Source organism: Chryseobacterium sp. GTID13 (assembly GCF_056172655.1).
Genome location: NZ_JAOCMB010000006.1, coordinates 483,728 through 505,357 on the forward strand (window position 1 = coordinate 483,728; position 21,630 = coordinate 505,357).

The following is a 21,630-nucleotide window of genomic DNA, read 5'->3' on the forward strand; positions in this document are numbered from 1 at the left end:
CAAATATAGGAAAGATTTTTTAATTACCAAACAATTCCATCAAAATTTTTCATCGCAATCAACTTCTCAGACGTAAATCCCTCAGCATAAGTCACTCCCGATAATCTTCCCAAATCCTGAGCACGGTACGTCAGACTTTCCAAAAATCTTTTGTTGCGATCGGAGTAACAGGTTCGTTGGACGTAGGGTCATAAAATTGTGTTTTGAAAGCCATACAGGCCGCAATCTTTTTATCCAGATGTTCTGATATGTCAATAACAAATTCCGGTTTGATATCTTTCCATTGGATATAGTGGAAAATCTGCTTTGGTCTCCATACTTCCTGGTTTTCGCCTTGCAAAACCGTTACGATTTTTCTCAAACCTGATAAAAAGCACGCATCCGATACTAATTTCGCTCCTTTTGCATGGTCCGGATGTCTATCATCAATTGCATTGGCTAAGACGATTTCCGGCCGGTATTTGCGAATCATTTTTACGATCTCTATCTGGTATTCTTCAGAATTAACCAAAAACCCGTCTTTCATTCCAAGATTTTCCCTGGCAGAAACTCCAAGGATCTTTGCAGACTCTCCTGCTTCTACTTTTCTGGTTTCATCTGTTCCTCTGGTCCCGAGTTCTCCTTTTGTAAGATCTACGATAACGCATGTTTTCCCTTCCGAAATCATTTTGGCGATAGTACCACCACATCCCAGCTCTACATCATCGGGATGCGCTCCAAAAGCAAGTATATCTGTTTTCATCTGTTCTCTTTATTTTTTTAATTTGTCAGATGGAACGCCCAATGATCTTTCTCATATTTTCGAATTTTTAACCCCGGCGTTTCATATTTTCAAAGATAAGACTTAAAATAAAAACTCCCCAAACATTGAGAATGGGAAGTTTTAATATCTATAATTTAAACTTTAAATTACTTGTTGATTTCTGCATTTAATTTTACAGCATCCTGGTAAGTAGGATCAAGCTGTAATGATTTAGCTACATAATCTTTAGCTTTTGCAGGGTCGGAATCTTTGCTCATGTAAGCTACTGCAAAGTATGCATACGCTAAAGTCTGCTTGTTCGCTTCCTGATCTGCAGGTTTTACTGTGCTGATGAATTTTTCATAAGCTAATTTTGCAGCATCATTATTTCCCGCCTGCTGGTAAGAATACCCCTGGCTGTAGTAAGCTGGAGCCCAATCCGGAAGAAGGGCACTCATTTTCTGCCATGTAAGTACTGCACCATTCCAGTTCTTAGCATCCTGGTAAGCTGTTGCCAGTTTAAACAGGGAATCTGAATCTTCTTTATTAGCAGCTACTTTTTTCTTCAATGCTTCAATTTCAGGAGTGGTAGGTCCTTTTTCTGCTTCAGCCTGAGAAGCACCTCCTCCTGCGATGTTAGCCAGCTCTATATCCCACTTCATTGTTTCATCTTTAGCAGCTTTGGCAATAGCAATTTTTTGCTGTGCTTCTGTATTTAAAGCTGATTTCTTAGCAGCATCAGTTTCAGTTTTAGCTAAACCTGCTGCAATAAGTCCCTGAAGACCCTGGTCAGCTGGCTGAATTCTTGTTTTCTCAGCCTGAGATACGAAAGTATCCATATTTTGCTTTGCTTCAGCATATTTTCCGTCTGCATAAGACTGGTAAGCTCTTAATTTAAATTTGATTGGATCATCAATTTTATCAAAGATCTTATCTAGAACTGTTTTAGAGTTCGCATAATCCTCGTTCGTGAAATACAATTTAGCAATTTCCAACTGGGTATATGGATCCTCATCAGCATATTTTGTATAGTTGATCAGGTCTTGAGTTGCTTTTGCATTCTGCTGGTATCTGATATCGTAAGAAGCTAATGCTTTGTATGCAGGTGCATAGGTTGCATCTACAGCAATTGCCTTGTCAATACTTTGTTTAGCCTGCTGCCACTGTTGTGCTGCCATCCATAAGGTAGCCATTCTTGTGTAAACAGATGCTTTATTTTTAGCTAAAGGAAGCGCCTTGTCATAAGCAGACATAGCATCACCAGGAACTCTTTTCAATCTGTAAGCATCCCCAAGTGTGTAGTAGTAATGAGCAGGAACTCCTTTTTTCTCAGCTTTTTCAATAGCTTTTGTCAGATACTGGATAGCTGCATCAGGTGCACTGTTCTTTTCGAACAATGTTAAAGCTTCTGCTGCTCTGAATAATACTTCAGCATCTTTTTCTTTTGAATCTGCTACAATTTTCTGAATTTCAGCAATTGCACTTTTATCTCCTTTACCTAATTTTACAGTAGCCAGACCTATTTTGTTAAGATAGCTTTTGCTGTCAGCAGCTAAACCTTTGTTAAAGCTTTCAACAGCTTTAGCATAATCAGGTTCTCCCTGCTTCAGGTATGTGTTTCCTAAATAGAAGTAATTTTCTGCTGTTGGTGCTTTGGCAACCATTTCTGTGAAATTGGTTTTAGCCTGGGCAAATTTATCACTGTCTATGCTGTTAATACCATCCTGCAGTGTTTGTGCAGTGGCTAAACCGGAAAAAATACTACGGCAGCTCCAAAAGCAATTTTCTTTACATTCATAATCATTATATCTTTCATTTTATATTTTTCTTATATTTTGAGTTATATGCTCCACAATTTTCAGACCAAAATAATATTTTATAAAGTGGGTACTATTATTTTAATATTTTTTAACGCATTTGTACCTCCCTTTTGTATATATTATAGGGCTGTAAACCTTCTTTTTGTACAATCATCTGCCCTAGCTGGGTACATGAATATCTGATAAATCCGTTTGCAATATTAAAATTTCCTTCATTGGTTAAAAAATAGAGAACACGGGTAAAAGGGTATTCCATTTCACGAAGGCCGGCAGCATCAGCGGTGTATAGTTTTCCGTTATTTTCTACAGGAAGAATTTTCACCATATCTCTCAGCTTCTCAGAAGTTTTATCATAAGGACGGCTGAAAGTGTTCAACCCTATCACTCCAATTTTATCCGGATATTTTCCTAATTCTTCTATGATTTTCTGGTTTCCGGGAATAATGGAAAATTTGAGTTCTTTTGGTTGTTTTTTAAGTTTCTGGGCAACAAAGTTCAGGTTACTTGAGTTAGTTCCGTCGAAAATAAAGTTCTTCGCATCGGATTGTAATCCCTTATTGATTTCATCCATGGAAATACTCTGTTTCGGCGAATCTTTAGGAACAACAAATACAACCGCATCAGCAGCGAATTTTGCAGGAAGAAACTTAAGATCTACCTGTTCTTCATATGCTTTTTTCTCTTCCGGGCTAAGATCCCTGGACATTACTGTTATCCTTGCTTTATCCTTCAACAGATCAAGGAAAGCCAGATCTTCTTTTTGCGTTACAATCTTAATATGGGTTTCCGGATAATTAATCATATATCCGTCTGCCAAAGCTTCGGTAACGCTTTTAAAAGATTCATCGGTAAGTATGGTAAGATCTCCTTTATGATAGGACGGAGATTTGTCGTCTTTTTTGCAGCTTACAGCGGCGATGCTCATTATAGAAAGCAACGCAATTTTTAAACTATTTCTCATTTCCTGAATCTTTAAGTCTTGACACTGCTCTATAGATTCTGAAAATTCCATAAAGAATAAGCACTGCACCCATTGCATAAGCAATAGCAGGCTCTAAAACCGTAAAGAAAAATTTGTAGGTGATAACCACAACTCCCAATACGATATAAAATAATCCTGTAACTAAGGATAACCAATTGAACATCATGTAACAAAAATACCAAAAAAATAAAAAAGAGAAGCATATGCTTCTCTTTTTATTTATAAGTTGAATAAATAAGTCTTATTCAAAGTTCATAGTGAAAGGTACGCTATAGTAAGATCTAACGCTCTCCCCGTTTCTTTTCGCAGGAGTCCATTTTTTAAGTTTCTTAACTACACGTATTGCTTCGTTGTTGAAGTCGTTATTTGGAGATTTCTCTTCAATAGTAACTGCTGAAACAGTTCCGTCTTTTTCTACAACGAACTTAAGCTTGGCTTTAAGTGTACCTTCGCCTCCTTCCATCAAAGAAGTATCAAAGTTTTCCCCAAGGAACTTTCTTAATGCTCCCATACCTCCAGGATATTCTGCAGACTGGTCTACATCTTTGTAGATCTCATTAGGGTTATTTGTTTTCACTTCTACTGTACTTGCTTTAGTACCTGTAGATGGTGGCGGTGGCGGTGGTGTATAAGCCGGAGCTTTTACCCCTTCCTGATTGTTCAGACCGGTCGTCGTTTCTAACTGCTTAGAAATTGGCGGCGGTGGCGTTTCAATCTTCGGAGCTTTTACAGGCTCAGGAACCACGTTCTGAATCACCTCAATTTTTTCCTCTTCTTTTGGAGGAGGTGGTGGAGGTGGTTCTTCTTCTTTTGGTTGCTCTATAATTGGCTCATCTTCAATAATGTTTACCAAGTCTGCCTTTACTTCCTGCTTAGGCGGTTCAGTAAGTCTCTTAATGGTAAGATAAATAAAAGGAGACAAAGCCGCAACCAGGAATAATGCCGTTCCAACAATAAAAGATTTTGTCAGAAGTCTTGGATACTGATGTCTCAGATCATAGGCACCATATTCCTTGTTTCTATTTTCAAATACAATCTCATCTAAAGTAAGATTCTGATTGTACACATTTTCATCTGCCATAGATATACAATTTTATGGTTAAATTACTTTGTAGCTGGTGCAGCCGCAGCTCCATTATTTCCAACTTTCTTGTTATAGATAGCTTTCTCCCAAGGCTTCACATCGGTTACCCCGTACTGCTCGCTCTTTGTAATGGCCATTTCATCAAGAATATCTACAAAGTTCTTATATACAGCATCGTCAGTCGGCTTAATGATCACGGTAAATTTCGTTTGATCTGCAGCTCTAGATTTTGCCTGCTGAATTACTTTTCTAATTCCTTCTCTATCAAGAGTAGTTTCCATAAGAGTCTGGTCATTCAAGGAAGTAGCATCCTGCTGGTGCCAGAAAACTCTGTTGTCTTTTCCTAATAAGACAGAAATTGAGTTAGAAAGTTTAATTTCTGTTGGAGGTGGTTTTTGTTTTTCATCTTTCGGTTTTGCCGGAAGACCCAAATCCATTACATTCGGCTTACTGAATGTGGTTGTGAACATAAAGAAGGTAATCAATAGAAAACCCAAGTCCACCATCGGAGTCATATCTACTCTGGTATTCTGCTTCTTGGAACGGACCTTGCCGCCCTTGCCGCCTTTTTCCTGTACTTGTACTTCTGCCATTTCTAAATGATATTATTATGGTTTACCTTCTTGTGATGTAATCAACCAGAATTTAAGAAAATCAATATCTCTTAAACCTTCAAATAGGCTTTTAACTTTTGGATACTGAGTAGTAACGTCTCCCTTGATTGCCAATTTGTAATCAGGATTTACGCTCAAACTCTGCTGTACCCAGTCTACTAACTGCTTATTTGTACTATCCATAGGAATCCCTGTAGGACTCTTGAAACTTTTCTGTTCCTCATCTGACATATCGAGATAGCCTTTCAGTTGGCTCATAGGAACCCCAATCGCTTGTACTTTCTGAAATGACGCTTTTTGCTGGTTGGTAAAAGTCATGTTATACTTTTGCCCCATTTTGTCTAAAAGCTGTAATCTCTCTGATGCGTTGTCTACCGGCTGGAAATAGAATTTTCCGTCCGGAGTAGCGTTGATGGTCATCAAACTTGCATCAGGAAGTAACTTCTCTGATATTGAAGATGGCGGTTTAATCTGCTCCACGTCAGGTTTTTTAAACTGAGTGGTCAAGATAAAGAATGTAAGTAGTAGGAAGGCAACGTCGCACATTGCCGTCATATCCGTCACTACACCATGTCTTTTTGGTTTGACTCTCGCCATTGTTTTGAATTATTTAATATTAAACTTCTTTTTAATTGGAATGCAAATTCCTTGCTAATTCTTAGTTGAATTCAGCGAAAGACTGCTGGATGCTCATAGCGATCTCGTCGATCTTATAAGTTAATCCGTCAATTTTAGATGTAAAGAAGTTATAAAGGATAATCGCGATAGCTGAAGTACCAATACCTAATGCCGTGTTGATCAAGGCTTCGGAGATACCTGTAGAAAGTGCAGCAGCATCCGGAGTACCACCACCTGAACCTAATGCGAAGAATGCTTTGATCATCCCGATTACAGTTCCTAAAAGTGCGATTAGCGTTGCTACAGTACCTAAAGTAGAAAGAATCATCATGTTCTTTTCAAGCATTGGCATTTCAAGAGTTGTAGCTTCTTCGATCGCTTTGTTAAGAGCTACCATTTTTTGCTCTTTATTTAAAGTAGTATCGTGAGAAAGTGCTTTGTAAGTAGTAAGACCTTCTTTCACTACGTTACCTACAGATCCTTGTTGTCTGTCGCACTCTTCTAAAGCTTCATCAATTTTGTTTTGATTCAATAAGCTTCTTACTTGTACTACGAAGTTGTCTAGGTTTCCTTTTCCAGCAGCTTTACCAAGAACGAAATATCTTTCAAAAGAGAAAACGATTACAGTAATCATGAAAGTAATCAAGATTGGTACGATAACCCCTCCTTTGTAGATAATACCTAAAAACGATTCTGGGTGAATGTCTTTTCCATCAACACTTGAGAAAGCTACAGATCCGCTACCTAGCTTTTCTGCGTCTTTAAAGTTTCCTGGGTTCCCAAGAACAAATAAATAAATACAAACTCCTATAACGAATAAAATAGGAATAATAACAGCCGGGTTTAGACCTCCTGCTTTTCTAGCAACTACTTGCTCATCATTTTTTGAAACATTCATTTCCATATTTAACTAAATTATATTGTTTTTAAAATTTTACAGGGTGTAAATTAAAGGCAAAATTAATTAAAATGCAAGAGTCTTAAATAAACATTTTGCATTTTTCTGATAAAGAAATTTTAATACGATTTCGATATAATAATTATTTTTAATTATTTTATTTATTTTTCTCAAATTTAACATTTCAGTTAGAAATTTAAAAAAATAAGACCCTCATTTTTTTTAATTTGCCAATGTTAACTTTTTTTAAATTACGATATTCACAATACGGTGAGGCACTACGATGATTTTTTTAGGAGTTTTACCTTCTAAAATAGGTTGCATTCTGGCATCCGAAATCACCAAATCTTCTACTTCCTTAGGCGATAACTGGGCAGAAAGTGAAATTTTGAACTTCATTTTACCGTTTACACTTACCGGATATTCAATTTCATCTTCTACAAGGTATTCTTCATTTAATACAGGGAATTTCTCAAATTCCACAGATTCCTTATTTCCTAATAAGCTCCAAAGCTCTTCACAAATGTGCGGGGCATACGGAGAGATGATAACGGCTAACGGCTCTAAAATATTGCGTTTGTTACATTTTATTTTTTGCAGCTCGTTCACAGCGATCATAAATGAAGATACGGAAGTATTGAATGAGAAGTTCTCAATATCGTAAACCACCTTCTTTATTAAGGTATGCAAAACTTTGTATTCTGCTTTTGTAGGCTCCTCATCGGAAACTTCAAAAGTATCGCCGTTGAAATACAGGTTCCAGAATTTTTTAAGGAAACCGTATACTCCGCTTAACCCTTGTGTATTCCACGGCTTGGACTGCTCCAAAGGTCCCAGGAACATTTCATACAGTCTTAAGCCGTCTGCTCCGTATTCTTCACAGATGTCATCAGGGTTTACAACATTGTATTTTGACTTGGACATTTTTTCTACTTCACGGTCTGTGATGTATTTTCCGTCTTCTAAAATAAATTCAGCATCGGCATAATCCGGTCTCCAGGCTTTGAAGGTTTCAGTATCCAATTCATCAGAGGTTCCTTTTAATAAGGATACGTCAACGTGAATTTGCTGAGTCTGATATGAATCTTCAAAATTTCTGATCTCAACTTCTTCCCCATCGATTTCATCAAATTTCTTTTTAAAGTTTTCCAAAATTTCATTTCTTACATCCTCATTAAGTATATATATACCAAGTTCTTTTAATGAATCTTTTTTGAAACAATTTTTTGAAACAAATAGAGTAATACTAGGAGTAACCTCTGCAATTGAAGATACATTTGCCAATTTATTCTTAATTTCTAATTCAATTCTAAAATTAAAAATAACCCTGTACACAAGTGCACTCATCCCTAAGATCATCCCCTGGTTGATCAGTTTCTGGAAAGGCTCATCCTGATTAATATAGCCTCTGTCTTTTAAGAACATGTTCCAGAAACGGGAATATAATAAGTGGCCGGTTGCGTGCTCGCTTCCTCCAATGTATAAATCTACCTGTCCCCAATAATCTGCCAATTCTTTTTTAACAAAAACCTCCTGATCATTCGGATCCATATATCTGAGGAAATACCATGAGCTTCCTGCCCAACCCGGCATGGTGGATAATTCCAGCGGGAATACGGTTTGATCATCAATAAGATCTGTGGAAACCACTTTTTGATTGGCTTCGTCCCAGGCAAATACTTTCGCATTTCCTAATGGCGGATCACCGTCTTCAGTCGGTAAATATTTTTCAACTTCAGGAAGTTCCAGCGGTAAAGCGGAAACCGGAAGTGTGTAAGGCATTCCTTCCTTATAATATACAGGAACCGGCTCACCCCAATAACGCTGTCTTGAGAAAATGGCGTCACGCTGTCTGTAGTTTGTAGTTCCGTGGCCAATTCCTTTGTTTTCTATTTCAGAAATTATTTTTGATTTGGCATCATTATAATGTAACCCGTTTAAGAAATCTGAATTGACACAAACAGAATCTTTAGAGTCGAAGGATTTTTCCTGAACATCTTCATCGGTCTCAACTACCTTTTTAATCGTAAGGTTGAATTTCTTTGCAAATCTGTGATCGCGCTCGTCATGTGCAGGAACAGCCATTACAGCACCTGTTCCGTAGCCCATCAATACGTAATCTGAAATATAAACAGGCATTTTCTCGCCACTGAAAGGATTGATGGCATAAGCTCCCGTAAAGGCACCGCTCACGTTCTTCACATCAGACATCCTGTCTCTTTCCGTTTTTTGGAAGTTTCTTCTATATAAGTATCTACTTCAATTTTCTGAGCGGCTGTAGTAATAGCATCCACTAAAGGATTTTCAGGGGCCAGTACCATAAATGTTGCTCCGAAAATAGTATCAGGTCTTGTTGTAAAGACTTCAATGGTTTCATCATGACCTTCTACCTGAAACTTCACCTGCGCTCCCTGGGATTTCCCGATCCAGTATTCCTGGGCATCTTTAAGCGGCTGTGGCCAGTCTAAGGTATTTAATCCCTGCAATAATCTTTCTGAGTATGCGGAAATTCTCATGCTCCACTGCATCATTTTCTTTTGGAATACAGGGAATCCTCCTCTTTCAGATTTCCCGTCTTTCACCTCATCATTGGCCAATACGGTTCCTAAAGCCGGGCACCAGTTTACGGTAGTTTCGGCTCTGTAAGCTAAACGGTAATTTAATAAGATATCTTCTTTATCAAGGTCAGAAGCATTTTTCCATTCTTCTGCCGTGAACGTCAATTCGTCGTTTTGATTCGCATTTAAACCTTCCGTCCCTTTTTCTTCAAAATGCTGGATTAAAGTCTGGATAGGTTCTGCCTTATCTGTATTTTTATTATACCATGAATGATACAGCTCAATAAAGATCCACTGTGTCCATTTATAATAAGAGGCGTCTGAAGTTCTCACTTCTCTGCTCCAGTCGAATGAAAAACCGATCTTTTTCAGCTGCTGTTCGTATCTGTTGATATTTTCCTCAGTTGTGATAGCAGGATGCTGACCTGTCTGGATCGCATACTGTTCAGCAGGAAGTCCGAAGCTGTCATACCCTACAGGGTGAAGAACATTAAATCCCTGATGCCTTTTATATCTCGCATAAATATCTGATGCAATATATCCCAGCGGGTGCCCCACGTGAAGCCCTGCCCCGGATGGATACGGAAACATATCGAGAACATAAAATTTAGGTTTATCTGTGTTGTTGGAGGTTTTATAGGTTTGATTGTCCTCCCAGTATTTCTGCCACTTTTTTCTATCTGCTGATGATCGTAAAACACTTTATTATAGATATTAGATGTTAGATATTAGATGTTAGATTTTTTTCAGCTCCCATTCTAATTTTCACAAAAATAATGATTTTAAAAGAAATGGAAATTTTAATTTTAATTAATTCGGAAATCCCTTACAATAAAAAATCTCATCCGGAGATGAGATCTGTATTTAGGTATGGAAAGTATATTTACTGAGGAATTCTTCTCATGGTATACGTCCTTGTTTTATATACAGTCGGATCCTGGGTCTCTTCTCTCAGGGATAAGTTCAGGGTAGTATCGTCGAGGGTAATTATTTTTCCGTTGGACGGTTCTACAATTCCCTGGAATTTGATCACTATTGTTTTCGCACTTCTATCATATGTATAGGTAAAATTCTGATCAGATAAGATGGTACATTGCGGGGTTGTACCGATCTCTCCATTCGTGGTTACTTTTCCTGTGGCTTCAGAATTGAATCTCCATCTGCCTTCTTTCTGGCAATCGGTATAGGTAATAAGGTCTGAAACAGGGTCTTCACCGGTTTCTACAGTAGTAACCACTTCTTTCAATGGCTGCCAAACCCCTACAAGAGGATACTCCATTTCCTTATCATCATCATTACACCCTGTAGCTACAAATAATGATAAACCTGCAAATAGTAATGCTAATTTCTTCATAGATAAAATTTTCAAGGGCTAAAATTATAATTTTTTTGATTTATATCACCATTTTTTGTGAAAAATAATTTCAATAAAGTATATTTCTGAAAATTTTGGAAGGTTAACCTTTAAAACAGCCATTATTTAACAAATATTGAATTTCAGTTTCTCCTCTATCCATTAAAAAACTATTTTTGCAGAAAGAAACAGAAATGCAGAGTATAACGAAAAATAATTTTGACTTCATCCGTGTTCTCCTTGCTTTCATTGTCTTTGTAGGACATTTGGGAGCTTTAAGTGACTCTAAACAGCTTGAATTTTTAACCCACAGTCCCGTAGAAGTTGCCGTTTTTTCGTTTTTCATTGTCAGTGGATTCCTTATTGCAAGGAGCTACGAGAGATCTTCCAGCCTTAAAAGCTATGCTAAAAAAAGATTCAACAGAATTGTTCCTGCCTATTTACTGGTTGTATTTCTCTGTACTACCCTTCTGAGCCTCGTAAGTACCTTGTCTTTTTCTGATTATTTCAGTAATATACAGGTCTATAAATATTTCTTCTGGAATTCTATTTTTATGAATTTCATGGCCCCTTCCCTTCCGGGAGTATTTGGCAACGAGGCGGTAAACGGCGCTCTTTGGACCCTTAAGATTGAAATGGCTTTTTACTTTGCCGTCCCGCTGACCTTCTTATTATTCGGAAAAAACAATAAATACAGGAATGTAAGTTTAATTGTACTGTACTTCCTTTCCCTGATATTCCTCAATTATTTTGAAATGACAGGCAGACCAGCCATATCCAGACAATTGCCCGGATCACTTTGCTATTTCATTGGGGGAATGCTGATCTATTTTCATTTTGACAAATTCATTCAACATAAAAACGTACTGTTCATTATTGCGATTATTACGGTCTGGATAGATCTGATTCTTCATATCAAGCTGTTTTCGCCTATGATGATCAGTATAATTGTGCTGTATATTGCTTATTCCCTGAAATTCCTGAACAACTTCGGGAAGTACGGAGATTTCACCTATGGTATTTACATATTCCATTTCCCTACTATCAGGGTATTTGCTACGCTTGGACTGTTTGCCAGCTATAATCCTTTTTTCATGGGTTTTGTCTGCATGCTGGTAGTGATCGGGATAGGAATTGCATCGTGGCACCTGTATGAGAAAAAATTTTTATAATTTTACCGCAGAAAAGCATAAATGAAAGACCTGGTTTCCATCATCACTCCCTGTTATAATTCCGCAGAATTCATCGAAGAGACGATACAGTCTGTTTTAAACCAAACCTATGAAAACTGGGAATGGCTGATCACCGATGATCTCTCCAAGGACAATACGGTCGAAATTATCCGGAAATATAATGATCCGAGAATAAAATTACACGTTCTTGAGAAAAATGGAGGTGCAGGAAATGCAAGGAACAACAGTCTTGAAAGAGCTGCAGGAAGGTATATTGCTTTTCTGGATTCCGACGATTTCTGGTATCCCGAATATCTGGAAACCATGACAGATTATATGCAGGAAAATAACGCGGAACTGGTCTACTGTAATTACTCGAGATGTAATGAGCAGCTGCAGCCCGTTTTAAAGGATTTCCTGGCTGACAAGGTTGTTACTTTTTCCAACCTCCTGAAAACCTGCAGGCTTGCTCCGGTTTCTACCATGTACGATACCAAAAGAGTCGGAAAATTCCTGTTTCCTATAAAAAGCAAACGTGAAGACCACGTCATGTGGCTGAACCTTTTAAAGGTAATTCCTGAAGGAATGCCCATTAACAAGACGCTGGCAAAGTACAGGATGCGGGAAAACAGTGTTTCGCGGAAGAAAAAAACATCATCAAGGATCAGTATCTGGTATATAAAGACTTTATGGGCTTTTCTACTGTAAAATCCTTTTATTATACGGCCAACTGGGCGATAAACGGGTTCCTGAAATATTCTAAGATTTTCAATTAGTGGAATACTCAAAAGAATTTAAAGCTGCATTGAGTGCTTTTTCCAGCATAGAAAAAGACCGTCTTATTTTCAGGCTCCTGAAAAAGGATAAACTTTTGTCTAAAAAACTGTATTTTGAGCTGATAGACCCGGAAACAACCGATGACAAGAGAAATACCATGGAAGAAAATGTTGTAGAAAAAATCCTCCTGGCTTCAAAATATATCGGGAATGCCAAATATTTCATGAGTACTATCCGGACTATCAGTGCAGATATTACCGAACATGTTAAAATAACAACGGATAAGTTTGGGGAAGTTTCTCTGAATCTTTTGCTGGTGAACAGAATTCTGGATTCCAACAGTGATCTGAGCAGACAAAGGTTTGATAATGTCTATAAATTATACATTTATATCATTAATAAAATTTTCAAAGCACTGGTATTAACAAGAAAGCTCGATGAAGATTACTGGATGGAGATTGATGAGCTTCTGAGAGAAACCCGCAACAAAATTTCTGAAAATCATTACCTGAAAAAACTCTGCATCAATAACGGCCTGGATATCAACTGGCTTGAATCCGATAATATCCCGGAAAATATTGAACAGATCATCAAAGACATTAAAAACCAGGGATTTTTAAGATAAAATCTTCTGCAGGATAAGATTTGTAGCATCAGGCTTTTCTTTTATAAACTTTCTTGCATTTCCGGACATTTCCTGTAACTCCTCTTCATTGTTAAGAAGAAACAACACAAAATCTGCTGCTGCATATTCTTCTGAAAAAGATTTTCCTCCGCCGGCTGCAATAAGATCGTCTGCCTCAGGATTCTTTTTATAATGATCCCCAAAAATCACAGGAGTTCCAAAAGTAGCAGCCTCAAGGATATTATGCAGCCCCGCATCATGAAAACCTCCGCCAACTACTGCTACATCTGCATAAGAGTATAGTTTTGACAATAAACCAATGCTGTCGATGATTAAAACCTGATATTTGGGAACCGGAAGCACCGAATTCCGTATTTCGCTGTATAATAATGCTTCGGGGAAAAGATTCTTTAAATGATCCACTCTTTTCAGATCATGAGGAGCGATGATCAGCTTCAGATCAGCATTCATCCTGGAAACTGTGGCAGCAATTTTTTCTTCTGCATGCCATGAACTTCCGAATACAACAGATTGATGCTTTCCTATAAAATCCGCAATGAATTCAACGTGATTATCTCTTGCCCGGAGCTGTTTTACCCTGTCGAACCTTGTATCTCCTGCTACCGAAGAATTAACCAGTCCGATACTTTTGGCTAATGCAAAAGAAAAGGTAGTCTGGTGGAAAAACCAGTCTACATCTTTTTTGAGCTGCTTTACAAACCATTTCCCATAAGATGTAAAGAAGGCCTGACTTTCATAAAACAAGGCAGAAATCACATAAATTTTAGCTCCATGCTCTTTAAGCTCCGCCAGAAGGTGGTACCAGTAGTCATATTTAACCGTGAAAAACAATTTTGTATCAAATTGGGAAATGAACTTTTTTATAGTACTTTTTTTATCAAAGGGAAGATAGCAAACCACATCTGCAATATGTTTCCTTTTTACAATATTTTCATAGCCTGAAGGGGAAAAGAAAGTAATCAGAATTTTATGATCGGGAAAATTCTCTTTGAGCTTTTCCAAAACGGGAAGCCCCTGCTCATATTCGCCAAGGCTGGCTGCATGCATCCAGATTACTTTGTCTGAGGGTGAAAATGCAGCTTTTACTTTGCTTAATGACTGCTTTCTCCCTTCAACTCCTTTTTTAGTTTTATCATTAAACAAAGAGAAAATTTTCATTCCGAAAATGAGGAGGCTGACAAATATGTTGTATAGAAAGGACATCTTAATTATTTTTCAATTTCAGTACGGTCATTATGGGTCGATGGGCTGGAAATAACAAGGAACTCTATTGCATCTTCAGACTCATTGGAAATAAAATGTTTTGATCCGGCCTGAATGGAAATGCTTTCCCCGGCCTTTACTTGAAATTTTTCGTTATTGATGTGCAGCATAGCTTCTCCTTTTAAAATGTAAAAGACCTGCTCTGCCCTTTCATGGAAATGAAGTTTTTCAGCAGTTCCTGCCGGCATTTTTTCCAGTTTTACGGAGAGATTCTTGGAATCGTTCAGTACCCAGCTGTCACAGCCGTTTCCCCATGTATAATGTTCCGAATTCTGTTTAGATTGTATCATTTGAATATTCCTACAAAAATTAAAGCAATAATTAAGCTTCCTATTACTAATAAAATAGCCGTGGACAATGGAACTTTTGGTTTCACATTTTCATCAAAAGCATATCTGAACGTATAATCCTGTCCATTCATAAAAATAAGCATGATCAGCGCGAACAGCCACCTCAAAAATGTTTCCATAATCAGGAACTGGACATCTTTATTCTGGTTTGTAATTTCTACAGGAAAATTGGCTGTTTCAGGATGCCTTAATGTATAGGCAAACAGGAAATAGAAAAACGTTCCCAGAAGTGGGGTGAAAAAGGAAAACGCTTTGTTTCCAAAACTATCTGCTTTTCCATCAAAATCAAAATGTACAGGAATTCTTTTAGGGAGGTTTTTATAATGTTTCAGGGTAAACCACCAGAAAAAAACCACTAATCCGAAATTAAAAATATCAAAAAGAGTAAAAATAATATTCTCCATTCCGATGGTTTTTAAAGCTAGAGTACGTTTTTGATTACTCTCAGTTTATGGGTATGCTTATTCATTTCTTTGTTGAAAATTCCCGTAGAATCAAGGGTATCTATCCTCACTTTTCCTGAAGCATGGATGATTTTTTGGTTGTCCAGCATGATTCCGACATGAATAATTTTTCCTTCAGGATTTTCAAAAAAGGCAAGATCGCCGGGCTGGCTTTCCTCTACAAAGGTTAAAGGCACACCCACTTCTGCCTGCTGATAGGTATCTCTCGGTAATTTTATATCATGAATTTTATAGACAAGCTGGGTAAAGCCTGAGCAGTCTACTGCAAAAAAGCTTTTACCACCCCATAAATAAGGTACATTAAGGAATTCTTTTGCTGCTAAAGCAATACTCTCACGAAGATCATGGCTCCTTCTTGAAGCCACCGCCGGAAATTCCACCTCAGATCCCATGGATAAAAGGGTTTTTCCATCATTCGTAAGTACCGAAGAGAAATCTTCAGTCACGATGGTTACTTTTCTTTTGGCCAGCTCCTCGTCTGTTACGGGCTTCAATTGCTTGGTATCCATCCATCCTTCATAGCCATCATAATGCATTTTTATTCTGGTCCAGTTTTTATTCACTTCCAAAATATCTGCGCTTTCCCCAAACAGTATTTCCGTAACAATTTCCGCTCTGTCAGAACTATCTGCACGAACCGGTGCTACCGTAACATTACAAATTCCTTTATTCATTAAATTCTAAATTTAAAGATTAAAAATTTAAAGATTAAAAAATTACTTCCGTAAAATCTTTTAATACTTTAATCTTTGAATATTTTAATTACTTCCTGCGAAGGAAGTTTACTCCGTCACGCAAAGGTAAAATAAGATTTTCAAAATCATCGTCTTTTGCGATCAAATCATTCAGTTCCCTGATGACCTGTGTAGATTTCTGTTTCGGATTTTCCTCCAGTACTTTTCCGTACCAAAGAACGTTATCAAACAGTACTACAGAACCCGGTTTTGTTCTGGGCTTGATCAGTCTGAAATATTCCGCATAATTTTCTTTATCGGCATCTATAAAAACAAGGTCAAAAACCTCATCCGTTTCTCTTAAAAACTGTTTTGCATCCTGAAGCCTAAAATCAATCTGTTTCGCATATTCACTTTCCTCAAAATATTTTTTCGGCAGATAAGCAAGATCTTCATTCACGTCCAGCGTCGTAATTTTTCCCTCTTTAGCCAGTCCTGTTGTCAGGCAAAGTGTGGCATATCCTGTAAATGTTCCTATTTCCAGTACATTTTTAGGCTGCATCATTTGGGAAATAATAGTTAAAAGTCTTCCCTGCTGATAGCCCGATATCATGTGCGGCTGTGTGGTTTTCTGATACGTCTCTCTTCTCAGTTTTTTCAGAATTTCAGGCTCTGATGACGCATGGGTCTCCAGGTACCTGTCCATTTCGGGATTTTTTCTTCAAAAAAGCTCATACTGCAATTCTTTTATATTGTCCAAAAGTACTTAAATATAAAGAAAAAATAATTACCAGCTTTACTTTTCATTGCTTTCTCCGTAAAAACCCCATTTAAAATACCGTAAAAATACGGATACTCTCGTACGGAAGTTAATGATACATTTGCAGAGAACAAAGGGTAAGAACACTAAGAAAAAAGTAATGAATGTAGGGGAAAAACTACTAATTAACACTGAGAATCAGAAGACCGCAGGGCCGAAAGGCAAGGCGGATTCTTCGTCTAAAAAAACTAAAACAGAAATATCCAATTCATTTTTTCATCGGATTATTTCATTATTGAAAAAAGAAGAGCTAATTTGATGAAAAAAATAAATCCCGAATGATTTCGGGATTTATTTTTTGTATGTATGTTCAATTATTTCTTAGGAGCAATATCCATTAATTTCATGAATTCATCCAGCTTCGGCATAATGATGATTTCCGTTCTTCTGTTTTCCGCTCTTCCCGAAACACTCATATTCGTTGCCTTAGGGTTATATTCAGAACGTCCTCCCGCTGTCATTCTTGCCGGATCCACGCCAAACTGTGTCTGAAGGACTTTCGCAATGGAAGTTCCTCTCAATGCAGAAAGATCCCAGTTGTCTCTTGGCAGGTTCGGAGAATTTAAAGGTGCATTATCTGTGTTACCTTCGATAAGCACTGAATATTTATCATAATCATTAATTACTTTAGCCACTTTCCCTAGCACTTCCTGGGCAGCAGGCAGTACATTGTAGTCTCCTGTTTTGTAAAGCATTTTATCAGAAAGCGAGATCATTACTACTCCTTTCAGCACTTTTACCTGTACATCATCGTCTGCTACATTATCAAGAGATCTTTTAAGCTTGTTGGATAAAGCCAGATTCAGACTGTCATTTTTAGCATTATTAGAAATCAGCTGTTTGATGTAAGAGTTGGAAGCATTGATTTCCCCAACCAGTTTATCAATATTAGCCGAACTTTTGCCTGTATTGGAAAGACATGCATCCAAAGACGATTTCAAAGCGTCATGCTGGCTTTTTAAAAGATTATTCTCCCCTGTCAATGCAGAGTTCTGAGATTTTAAATCCTGGATCTCTCTTTGTCTTTCCCCGATATTTTCAATACACTGCTTATAGTTTGTGCTTAATGCATCATACTGCTTTTTACTGACACAAGAAGTTAGCCCCAACGCCATTGCAGAAATTCCTAAAATTTTAATAATCTTCATATGTAATCATTTTTAGACGAATCAAAGTTAGCAAAATTGAATTGAATTTTATGGATTATCTTTGCATAAAAGAAATCTTCAACATAAGTCTTGGAAAAATTCAGTTTTAAAAATCAGCTTGAAAAGCTTGTCAGAAATCCGGAAAATCACAGCTATCTTCTGGCTGTAAGCGGCGGTGCCGATTCTATGGTCTTGGCCTCTTTTTTTCAGGGTTTGGGGCTTATCTACCAGGTTGCCCATATCAATTATAAGCTCCGGGGCGAAGATTCGGATCTGGACCAGAAAACGGTTCAGGATTTTTGTGAGAAAAATCATGTCCGGTTTCATCTGTATGAAGTTTCGGAAAAAGATAAAAAACCGGACAATTCCATCCAGCTTTGGGCCAGGGAAATCCGTTACCGCTTCTTCAGGGAAGTCCGGGAGCAGGAAAGCCTTGAATTTCTCGTTACCGCTCATCACCTGAACGACCAGCTGGAAACATTCATCATTAATCTTTCCAAAGCTTCCGGCATCAGCGGACTGAGCGGAATTCCGGCAGGCAGGAATAATACAATCCGCCCACTTTTAAATTTTTCAAAAGAGGAAATTTATGAGTATGCTGAAAAAAATAAGATTGATTTCCGGGAAGATCTTTCAAATAAAAAAAGTGACTATCTAAGAAACAAGATCAGAAACGAAATCGTTCCCAAACTTTTAGAAACGAATGAACATTTTCTGGAAAATTTCAAAAAAAGCTCCTCATATTTAAACCAAACCAGGGATTTTGTAGAAAAACAGATTGAGGAAATTGAAAATAAGATCACTTTATTTAACCCCGCGTACAAAATCTTATCAAAGGAAAAGCTGAGCCTGGAAAGCGCTTTCGTACAATTTGAGATTTTAAAGAAATACGGATTTGACCAGGAGGAAGAAATTCCTAAAATTTTCACTGCAGAAAACGGAAGCTCTTTTTTTCAAAAGATTATCACCTCATCATCAACCGGAATGAGTTAATTCTCGTAGATAAAAACAAGGAGCAGGAAGCAAAAGATGAAATCCGCCTCATTGAAAGCTTTGATTCCCTGGGAAATCTCATGAGCCTCAGCCTTGAAAATACAATTGAGAATATTGAAGGAATCAATAACAGTTTTGAATGGGATTTTGATGCCGCAAAACTTCAGTTCCCACTGCGATTAAGAAAACACCAGGATGGTGACGAGTTCTATCCTTACGGTTTTTCGGGCAGAAAGAAAGTTTCTAAGTTTTTTAGGGACGAAAAATTATCTATTTTAGCGAGGCCAAAAATTTGGATCCTGTGTGACAGTATGAATTCCGTGCTTGGAATTGTACCTCTCAGACAGGACAGACGATATGCAAAGGATGAGAAAACGAAAAGTATTCTCAAAATTTTTAATGAAAAGAAAAAATGAAATTTAGAAACTGGTTTTTAGCGGTTCTGCTGTTCTTAGCGGCAGGAATTAATGCACAGATCAAAAATCCTGTAAAGTTTAAGTTCACCATCAACGATCTGGGGAACAACCAATATGAAGCTGTTTTAAATGCTACCATGGAAAGCGGCTGGCATATTTATTCCAAAGATCTTCCTGAAGATACGGGAATTCCTACGGAATATAAAGTTTCGGGGAAAAACATCGAGCTGATCGGGAAATTTACTGAAGTCGGTAAAAAGCATGAAGAATTTTCAGAGGCTTTCGGGGGAACGATTGTTTTTTACTCCAATTCAGCCGGTTTCAAGCAGAAATTTAAACTGAAAGATCCTGCAAAACCTGCGGATGTCACCTCTGAAATTACCTACCAGACCTGTGATGACAGGGTTTGTTTAGCTCCGAACACTTTAGAATTCAATCAAAAAGTAACCCCGAAAGGAGCCGTTGAAGAAGCTACAGAAGAAAAAACTGAGGCTCCGAAAGATTCGGTAAAAACGGTAGAAACTGTGGTTGCAGATCCTGTAAAAGGAGAAGTAACCGTAGCAGAAACTTCAAAACTGGATCCGAAACAGCTGAAAATAGCAACCATTGATTTCCAGAAACCTTTGACCGACTGCGGAACTGCTGTGGAAAAAGTAGGCGAAAACTACTGGACCTATTTATTTTTAGGATTCGTAGGGGGCTTAATTGCACTGCTGACTCCATGTGTTTTCCCTATGATCCCGCTAACGGTTTCTTTCTTTACCAAAGGAAATAAAAATAAGGCAAAAGGCAAAAGAGATGCATTGATCTATGGATTTTTCATTCTCCTGATCTTTGTTCTATTAAGTCTTCCTTTCCATTTGATCGATGGAATTGCCGGAAATATCTTCAATGAGATTTCCACGAGCGTATGGCTGAATATTGCCTTCTTTATCATATTCATCTTTTTCGCTGGAAGTTTCTTCGGATATTATGACATTACGTTACCAAGTTCTATTGCCAATAAATCTTCCAAAGCTGAAGAAGCAGGAGGAATTATCGGTATTTTCTTCATGGCCTTAACTCTTGTCATTGTCTCTTTCTCATGTACTGGACCTATCCTGGGAAGTTTACTGGGAAGCGCAGTAACAGGATCTACCAATGTTCCTATGCTGCTTACCTTTGCACTGGCAGGATTCGGGCTGGCATGGGCTATTGTTTTTGGTTTGCTGGCTTTATTCCCGCAGGCTTTACAGAGTCTTCCAAAATCAGGAGGATGGATGAATACCGTGAAAGTAGTGCTTGGTTTCGTAGAATTAGCTTTAGCTTTGAAATTCTTATCTAAAGCCGATCTGGTTTCTAAAACATTCCTGTTAAAAAGAGAGCTTTTCATTGCCATATGGATCATCATTGCATTAGGATTGGCACTTTATTTATTCGGGTTGATAAGATTCCCTCATGATGACAAAAAACCGAAAATTTCCGTTACCAGAAAGGTATTGGGAGCCTTAGGAATAGGTTTTGTGATTTACCTGATCCAGGGATTAATTCCTGCTGACCGTCCAAAACTACAGTTATTAAGCGGAATCCTTCCTCCATTGAATGTAAGTTATCTTCACGATGAAAAAGACGGAATTCTGGGAATGCATCCTGAACACGATTTCTTTAAAGCCGTTGAGCTTGCTAAAAAAGAAAGCAAGCCTATTTTGATCGATTTCACGGGTTATGGTTGTGAAAACTGCCGTAAAATGGAGGAATTCGTATGGAGTGAGCCGGACATTCTTCCGATTTTACAGAATGATGTGGTATTAGCTTCTCTGTACGTAGATGACAAGGAAGAACTTCCTGAAGATCAGAAAACCAAAATCGATCTTGGAGACGGACAGGTGAAAAAGGTAAAAACAATTGGTGACCGATGGAGCTTATTCCAGCAGGTGAATTTCAACAACAATTCCCAACCGCACTACGTTTTGATCACTCCGGATGGAAAAGTAATCAATACACCGGTATCCGGATATATGCCGAAAGAGGATTTTAAAAAGTTCTTAGAATGCGGAGTTAATTACTATAAAACGACGAAGTAAATTTTTAATTTAAACATAATAAAAAGCCTTATCATTATTTTGATAGGGCTTTTTTGATATTGTAAAACTAAAAATTGCAATATTCTTAAAAATTCACAAAATCTTATGAATATAAAATCTTGTACAGCTATTTTATGCCAATAATTTTATAAATTTTAAATTTCATTGTTATTT

18 protein-coding genes and 4 pseudogenes are annotated in these 21,630 nt (G+C 37.6%); 6 read left to right on the forward strand and 16 right to left on the reverse strand.

Annotated elements, in window-relative coordinates:
- Positions 1 to 23 precede the first annotated feature (23 nt).
- The 10 genes and pseudogenes from bshB1 to N4G44_RS18540 all read right to left on the reverse strand — a co-directional run bounded on the left by bshB1 (position 24) and on the right by N4G44_RS18540 (position 10,670).
- Positions 24 to 742 (reverse strand): annotated as a pseudogene (gene bshB1, locus N4G44_RS18495) (bacillithiol biosynthesis deacetylase BshB1).
- A gap of 167 nt (positions 743 to 909) precedes the next feature.
- Positions 910 to 2,558, reverse strand: a pseudogene (locus N4G44_RS18500) (tetratricopeptide repeat protein).
- Between the two features lie 92 nt (positions 2,559 to 2,650).
- A complete protein-coding gene (locus N4G44_RS18505; protein WP_474928815.1) occupies positions 2,651 to 3,523 on the reverse strand; it encodes a PstS family phosphate ABC transporter substrate-binding protein in 873 nt (290 codons plus the stop codon).
- Positions 3,513 to 3,710: a DUF308 domain-containing protein gene (locus N4G44_RS18510; RefSeq protein WP_474928817.1), complete on the reverse strand. Its 198-nt coding sequence runs from the start codon at positions 3,708 to 3,710 to the stop codon at positions 3,513 to 3,515. The genes N4G44_RS18505 and N4G44_RS18510 overlap by 11 nt, the downstream gene beginning before the upstream one ends.
- Positions 3,711 to 3,785: 75 nt before the next feature.
- A complete protein-coding gene (locus N4G44_RS18515) occupies positions 3,786 to 4,625 on the reverse strand; it encodes an energy transducer TonB (protein WP_474928819.1) in 840 nt (279 codons plus the stop codon).
- A gap of 23 nt (positions 4,626 to 4,648) precedes the next feature.
- Positions 4,649 to 5,221 (reverse strand): ExbD/TolR family protein, encoded by a 573-nt coding sequence (locus N4G44_RS18520; protein ID WP_040997546.1) that lies wholly within the window; start codon positions 5,219 to 5,221, stop codon positions 4,649 to 4,651.
- Positions 5,222 to 5,236: 15 nt separating this feature from the next.
- A complete protein-coding gene (locus tag N4G44_RS18525) occupies positions 5,237 to 5,839 on the reverse strand; it encodes an ExbD/TolR family protein (protein WP_040997549.1) in 603 nt (200 codons plus the stop codon).
- Between the two features lie 61 nt (positions 5,840 to 5,900).
- On the reverse strand, positions 5,901 to 6,764 hold the full coding sequence (locus N4G44_RS18530) for a MotA/TolQ/ExbB proton channel family protein (protein ID WP_040997551.1): 864 nt from the start codon (positions 6,762 to 6,764) through the stop codon (positions 5,901 to 5,903).
- A 240-nt stretch (positions 6,765 to 7,004) separates the two neighbouring features.
- Positions 7,005 to 10,017: pseudogene (locus N4G44_RS18535) on the reverse strand (leucine--tRNA ligase).
- 182 nt (positions 10,018 to 10,199) lie between these two features.
- On the reverse strand, positions 10,200 to 10,670 hold the full coding sequence (locus N4G44_RS18540; RefSeq protein WP_040997555.1) for a lipocalin-like domain-containing protein: 471 nt from the start codon (positions 10,668 to 10,670) through the stop codon (positions 10,200 to 10,202).
- A gap of 176 nt (positions 10,671 to 10,846) precedes the next feature.
- On the opposite strand from N4G44_RS18540, the gene N4G44_RS18545 reads away from it, so the two are divergent.
- The 3 genes from N4G44_RS18545 to N4G44_RS18555 all read left to right on the forward strand — a co-directional run bounded on the left by N4G44_RS18545 (position 10,847) and on the right by N4G44_RS18555 (position 13,244).
- Complete coding sequence (locus N4G44_RS18545) at positions 10,847 to 11,842, forward strand: acyltransferase family protein (protein WP_474928824.1); 996 nt, start codon at positions 10,847 to 10,849, stop codon at positions 11,840 to 11,842.
- A 21-nt stretch (positions 11,843 to 11,863) separates the two neighbouring features.
- Positions 11,864 to 12,550, forward strand: a complete 687-nt coding sequence (locus N4G44_RS18550; RefSeq protein WP_474928827.1) for a glycosyltransferase family 2 protein — start codon at positions 11,864 to 11,866, stop codon at positions 12,548 to 12,550.
- Between the two features lie 67 nt (positions 12,551 to 12,617).
- Entirely contained in the window at positions 12,618 to 13,244 is a 627-nt protein-coding gene (locus tag N4G44_RS18555; RefSeq protein WP_474928832.1) for a deoxyuridine 5'-triphosphate nucleotidohydrolase, read from the forward strand.
- On the opposite strand, the gene N4G44_RS18560 is transcribed toward N4G44_RS18555, so the two are convergent.
- From N4G44_RS18560 to N4G44_RS18585, 6 genes and pseudogenes are all read right to left on the reverse strand, one after another.
- A complete protein-coding gene (locus N4G44_RS18560) occupies positions 13,236 to 14,468 on the reverse strand; it encodes a 3-deoxy-D-manno-octulosonic acid transferase (protein WP_474928834.1) in 1,233 nt (410 codons plus the stop codon). The two genes, N4G44_RS18555 and N4G44_RS18560, sit on opposite strands and share 9 nt — an antisense overlap.
- 5 nt (positions 14,469 to 14,473) lie before the next feature.
- Positions 14,474 to 14,818: a cupin domain-containing protein gene (locus tag N4G44_RS18565; protein WP_474928836.1), complete on the reverse strand. Its 345-nt coding sequence runs from the start codon at positions 14,816 to 14,818 to the stop codon at positions 14,474 to 14,476.
- Positions 14,815 to 15,282, reverse strand: coding sequence for a DUF1648 domain-containing protein (locus N4G44_RS18570; protein ID WP_474928839.1), 468 nt, complete (start codon positions 15,280 to 15,282; stop codon positions 14,815 to 14,817). The genes N4G44_RS18565 and N4G44_RS18570 overlap by 4 nt, the downstream gene beginning before the upstream one ends.
- A 17-nt stretch (positions 15,283 to 15,299) precedes the next feature.
- Positions 15,300 to 16,016 (reverse strand): C40 family peptidase, encoded by a 717-nt coding sequence (locus N4G44_RS18575; protein ID WP_474928841.1) that lies wholly within the window; start codon positions 16,014 to 16,016, stop codon positions 15,300 to 15,302.
- An 88-nt stretch (positions 16,017 to 16,104) separates the two neighbouring features.
- Positions 16,105 to 16,751, reverse strand: a pseudogene (locus N4G44_RS18580) (O-methyltransferase).
- A 399-nt stretch (positions 16,752 to 17,150) separates the two neighbouring features.
- Complete coding sequence (locus N4G44_RS18585; RefSeq protein WP_040997574.1) at positions 17,151 to 17,984, reverse strand: OmpA family protein; 834 nt, start codon at positions 17,982 to 17,984, stop codon at positions 17,151 to 17,153.
- Between the two features lie 90 nt (positions 17,985 to 18,074).
- On the opposite strand from N4G44_RS18585, the gene tilS (N4G44_RS18590) reads away from it, so the two are divergent.
- From tilS (N4G44_RS18590) to N4G44_RS18600, 3 genes are all read left to right on the forward strand, one after another.
- Positions 18,075 to 18,977: a tRNA lysidine(34) synthetase TilS gene (gene tilS / locus N4G44_RS18590; RefSeq protein WP_474928844.1), complete on the forward strand. Its 903-nt coding sequence runs from the start codon at positions 18,075 to 18,077 to the stop codon at positions 18,975 to 18,977.
- Positions 18,978 to 19,057: 80 nt separating this feature from the next.
- Entirely contained in the window at positions 19,058 to 19,393 is a 336-nt protein-coding gene (tilS, locus tag N4G44_RS18595) for a tRNA lysidine(34) synthetase TilS (protein ID WP_474928846.1), read from the forward strand.
- Positions 19,390 to 21,456: a protein-disulfide reductase DsbD family protein gene (locus tag N4G44_RS18600; RefSeq protein WP_474928848.1), complete on the forward strand. Its 2,067-nt coding sequence runs from the start codon at positions 19,390 to 19,392 to the stop codon at positions 21,454 to 21,456. Before tilS (N4G44_RS18595) ends, N4G44_RS18600 begins: the two co-directional genes overlap by 4 nt.
- Positions 21,457 to 21,630: the final 174 nt, after the last annotated feature.

Bases quoted from the DNA above. Each gene is read 5' to 3' on its own strand.
- N4G44_RS18510 (WP_474928817.1), bottom strand. From the start codon at position 3,710: ATGATGTTCAATTGGTTATCCTTAGTTACAGGATTATTTTATATCGTA.
- N4G44_RS18565 (WP_474928836.1), bottom strand. From the start codon at position 14,818: ATGATACAATCTAAACAGAATTCGGAACATTATACATGGGGAAACGGC.
- N4G44_RS18505 (WP_474928815.1), bottom strand. From the start codon at position 3,523: ATGAGAAATAGTTTAAAAATTGCGTTGCTTTCTATAATGAGCATCGCC.
- tilS (WP_474928846.1), top strand. From the start codon at position 19,058: ATGAGCCTCAGCCTTGAAAATACAATTGAGAATATTGAAGGAATCAAT.
- N4G44_RS18530 (WP_040997551.1), bottom strand. From the start codon at position 6,764: ATGGAAATGAATGTTTCAAAAAATGATGAGCAAGTAGTTGCTAGAAAA.
- N4G44_RS18540 (WP_040997555.1), bottom strand. From the start codon at position 10,670: ATGAAGAAATTAGCATTACTATTTGCAGGTTTATCATTATTTGTAGCT.
- N4G44_RS18520 (WP_040997546.1), bottom strand. From the start codon at position 5,221: ATGGCAGAAGTACAAGTACAGGAAAAAGGCGGCAAGGGCGGCAAGGTC.
- N4G44_RS18570 (WP_474928839.1), bottom strand. From the start codon at position 15,282: ATGGAGAATATTATTTTTACTCTTTTTGATATTTTTAATTTCGGATTA.
- N4G44_RS18585 (WP_040997574.1), bottom strand. From the start codon at position 17,984: ATGAAGATTATTAAAATTTTAGGAATTTCTGCAATGGCGTTGGGGCTA.
- N4G44_RS18575 (WP_474928841.1), bottom strand. From the start codon at position 16,016: ATGAATAAAGGAATTTGTAATGTTACGGTAGCACCGGTTCGTGCAGAT.
- N4G44_RS18525 (WP_040997549.1), bottom strand. From the start codon at position 5,839: ATGGCGAGAGTCAAACCAAAAAGACATGGTGTAGTGACGGATATGACG.
- N4G44_RS18515 (WP_474928819.1), bottom strand. From the start codon at position 4,625: ATGGCAGATGAAAATGTGTACAATCAGAATCTTACTTTAGATGAGATT.
- N4G44_RS18550 (WP_474928827.1), top strand. From the start codon at position 11,864: ATGAAAGACCTGGTTTCCATCATCACTCCCTGTTATAATTCCGCAGAA.
- N4G44_RS18600 (WP_474928848.1), top strand. From the start codon at position 19,390: ATGAAATTTAGAAACTGGTTTTTAGCGGTTCTGCTGTTCTTAGCGGCA.
- N4G44_RS18560 (WP_474928834.1), bottom strand. From the start codon at position 14,468: ATGTCCTTTCTATACAACATATTTGTCAGCCTCCTCATTTTCGGAATG.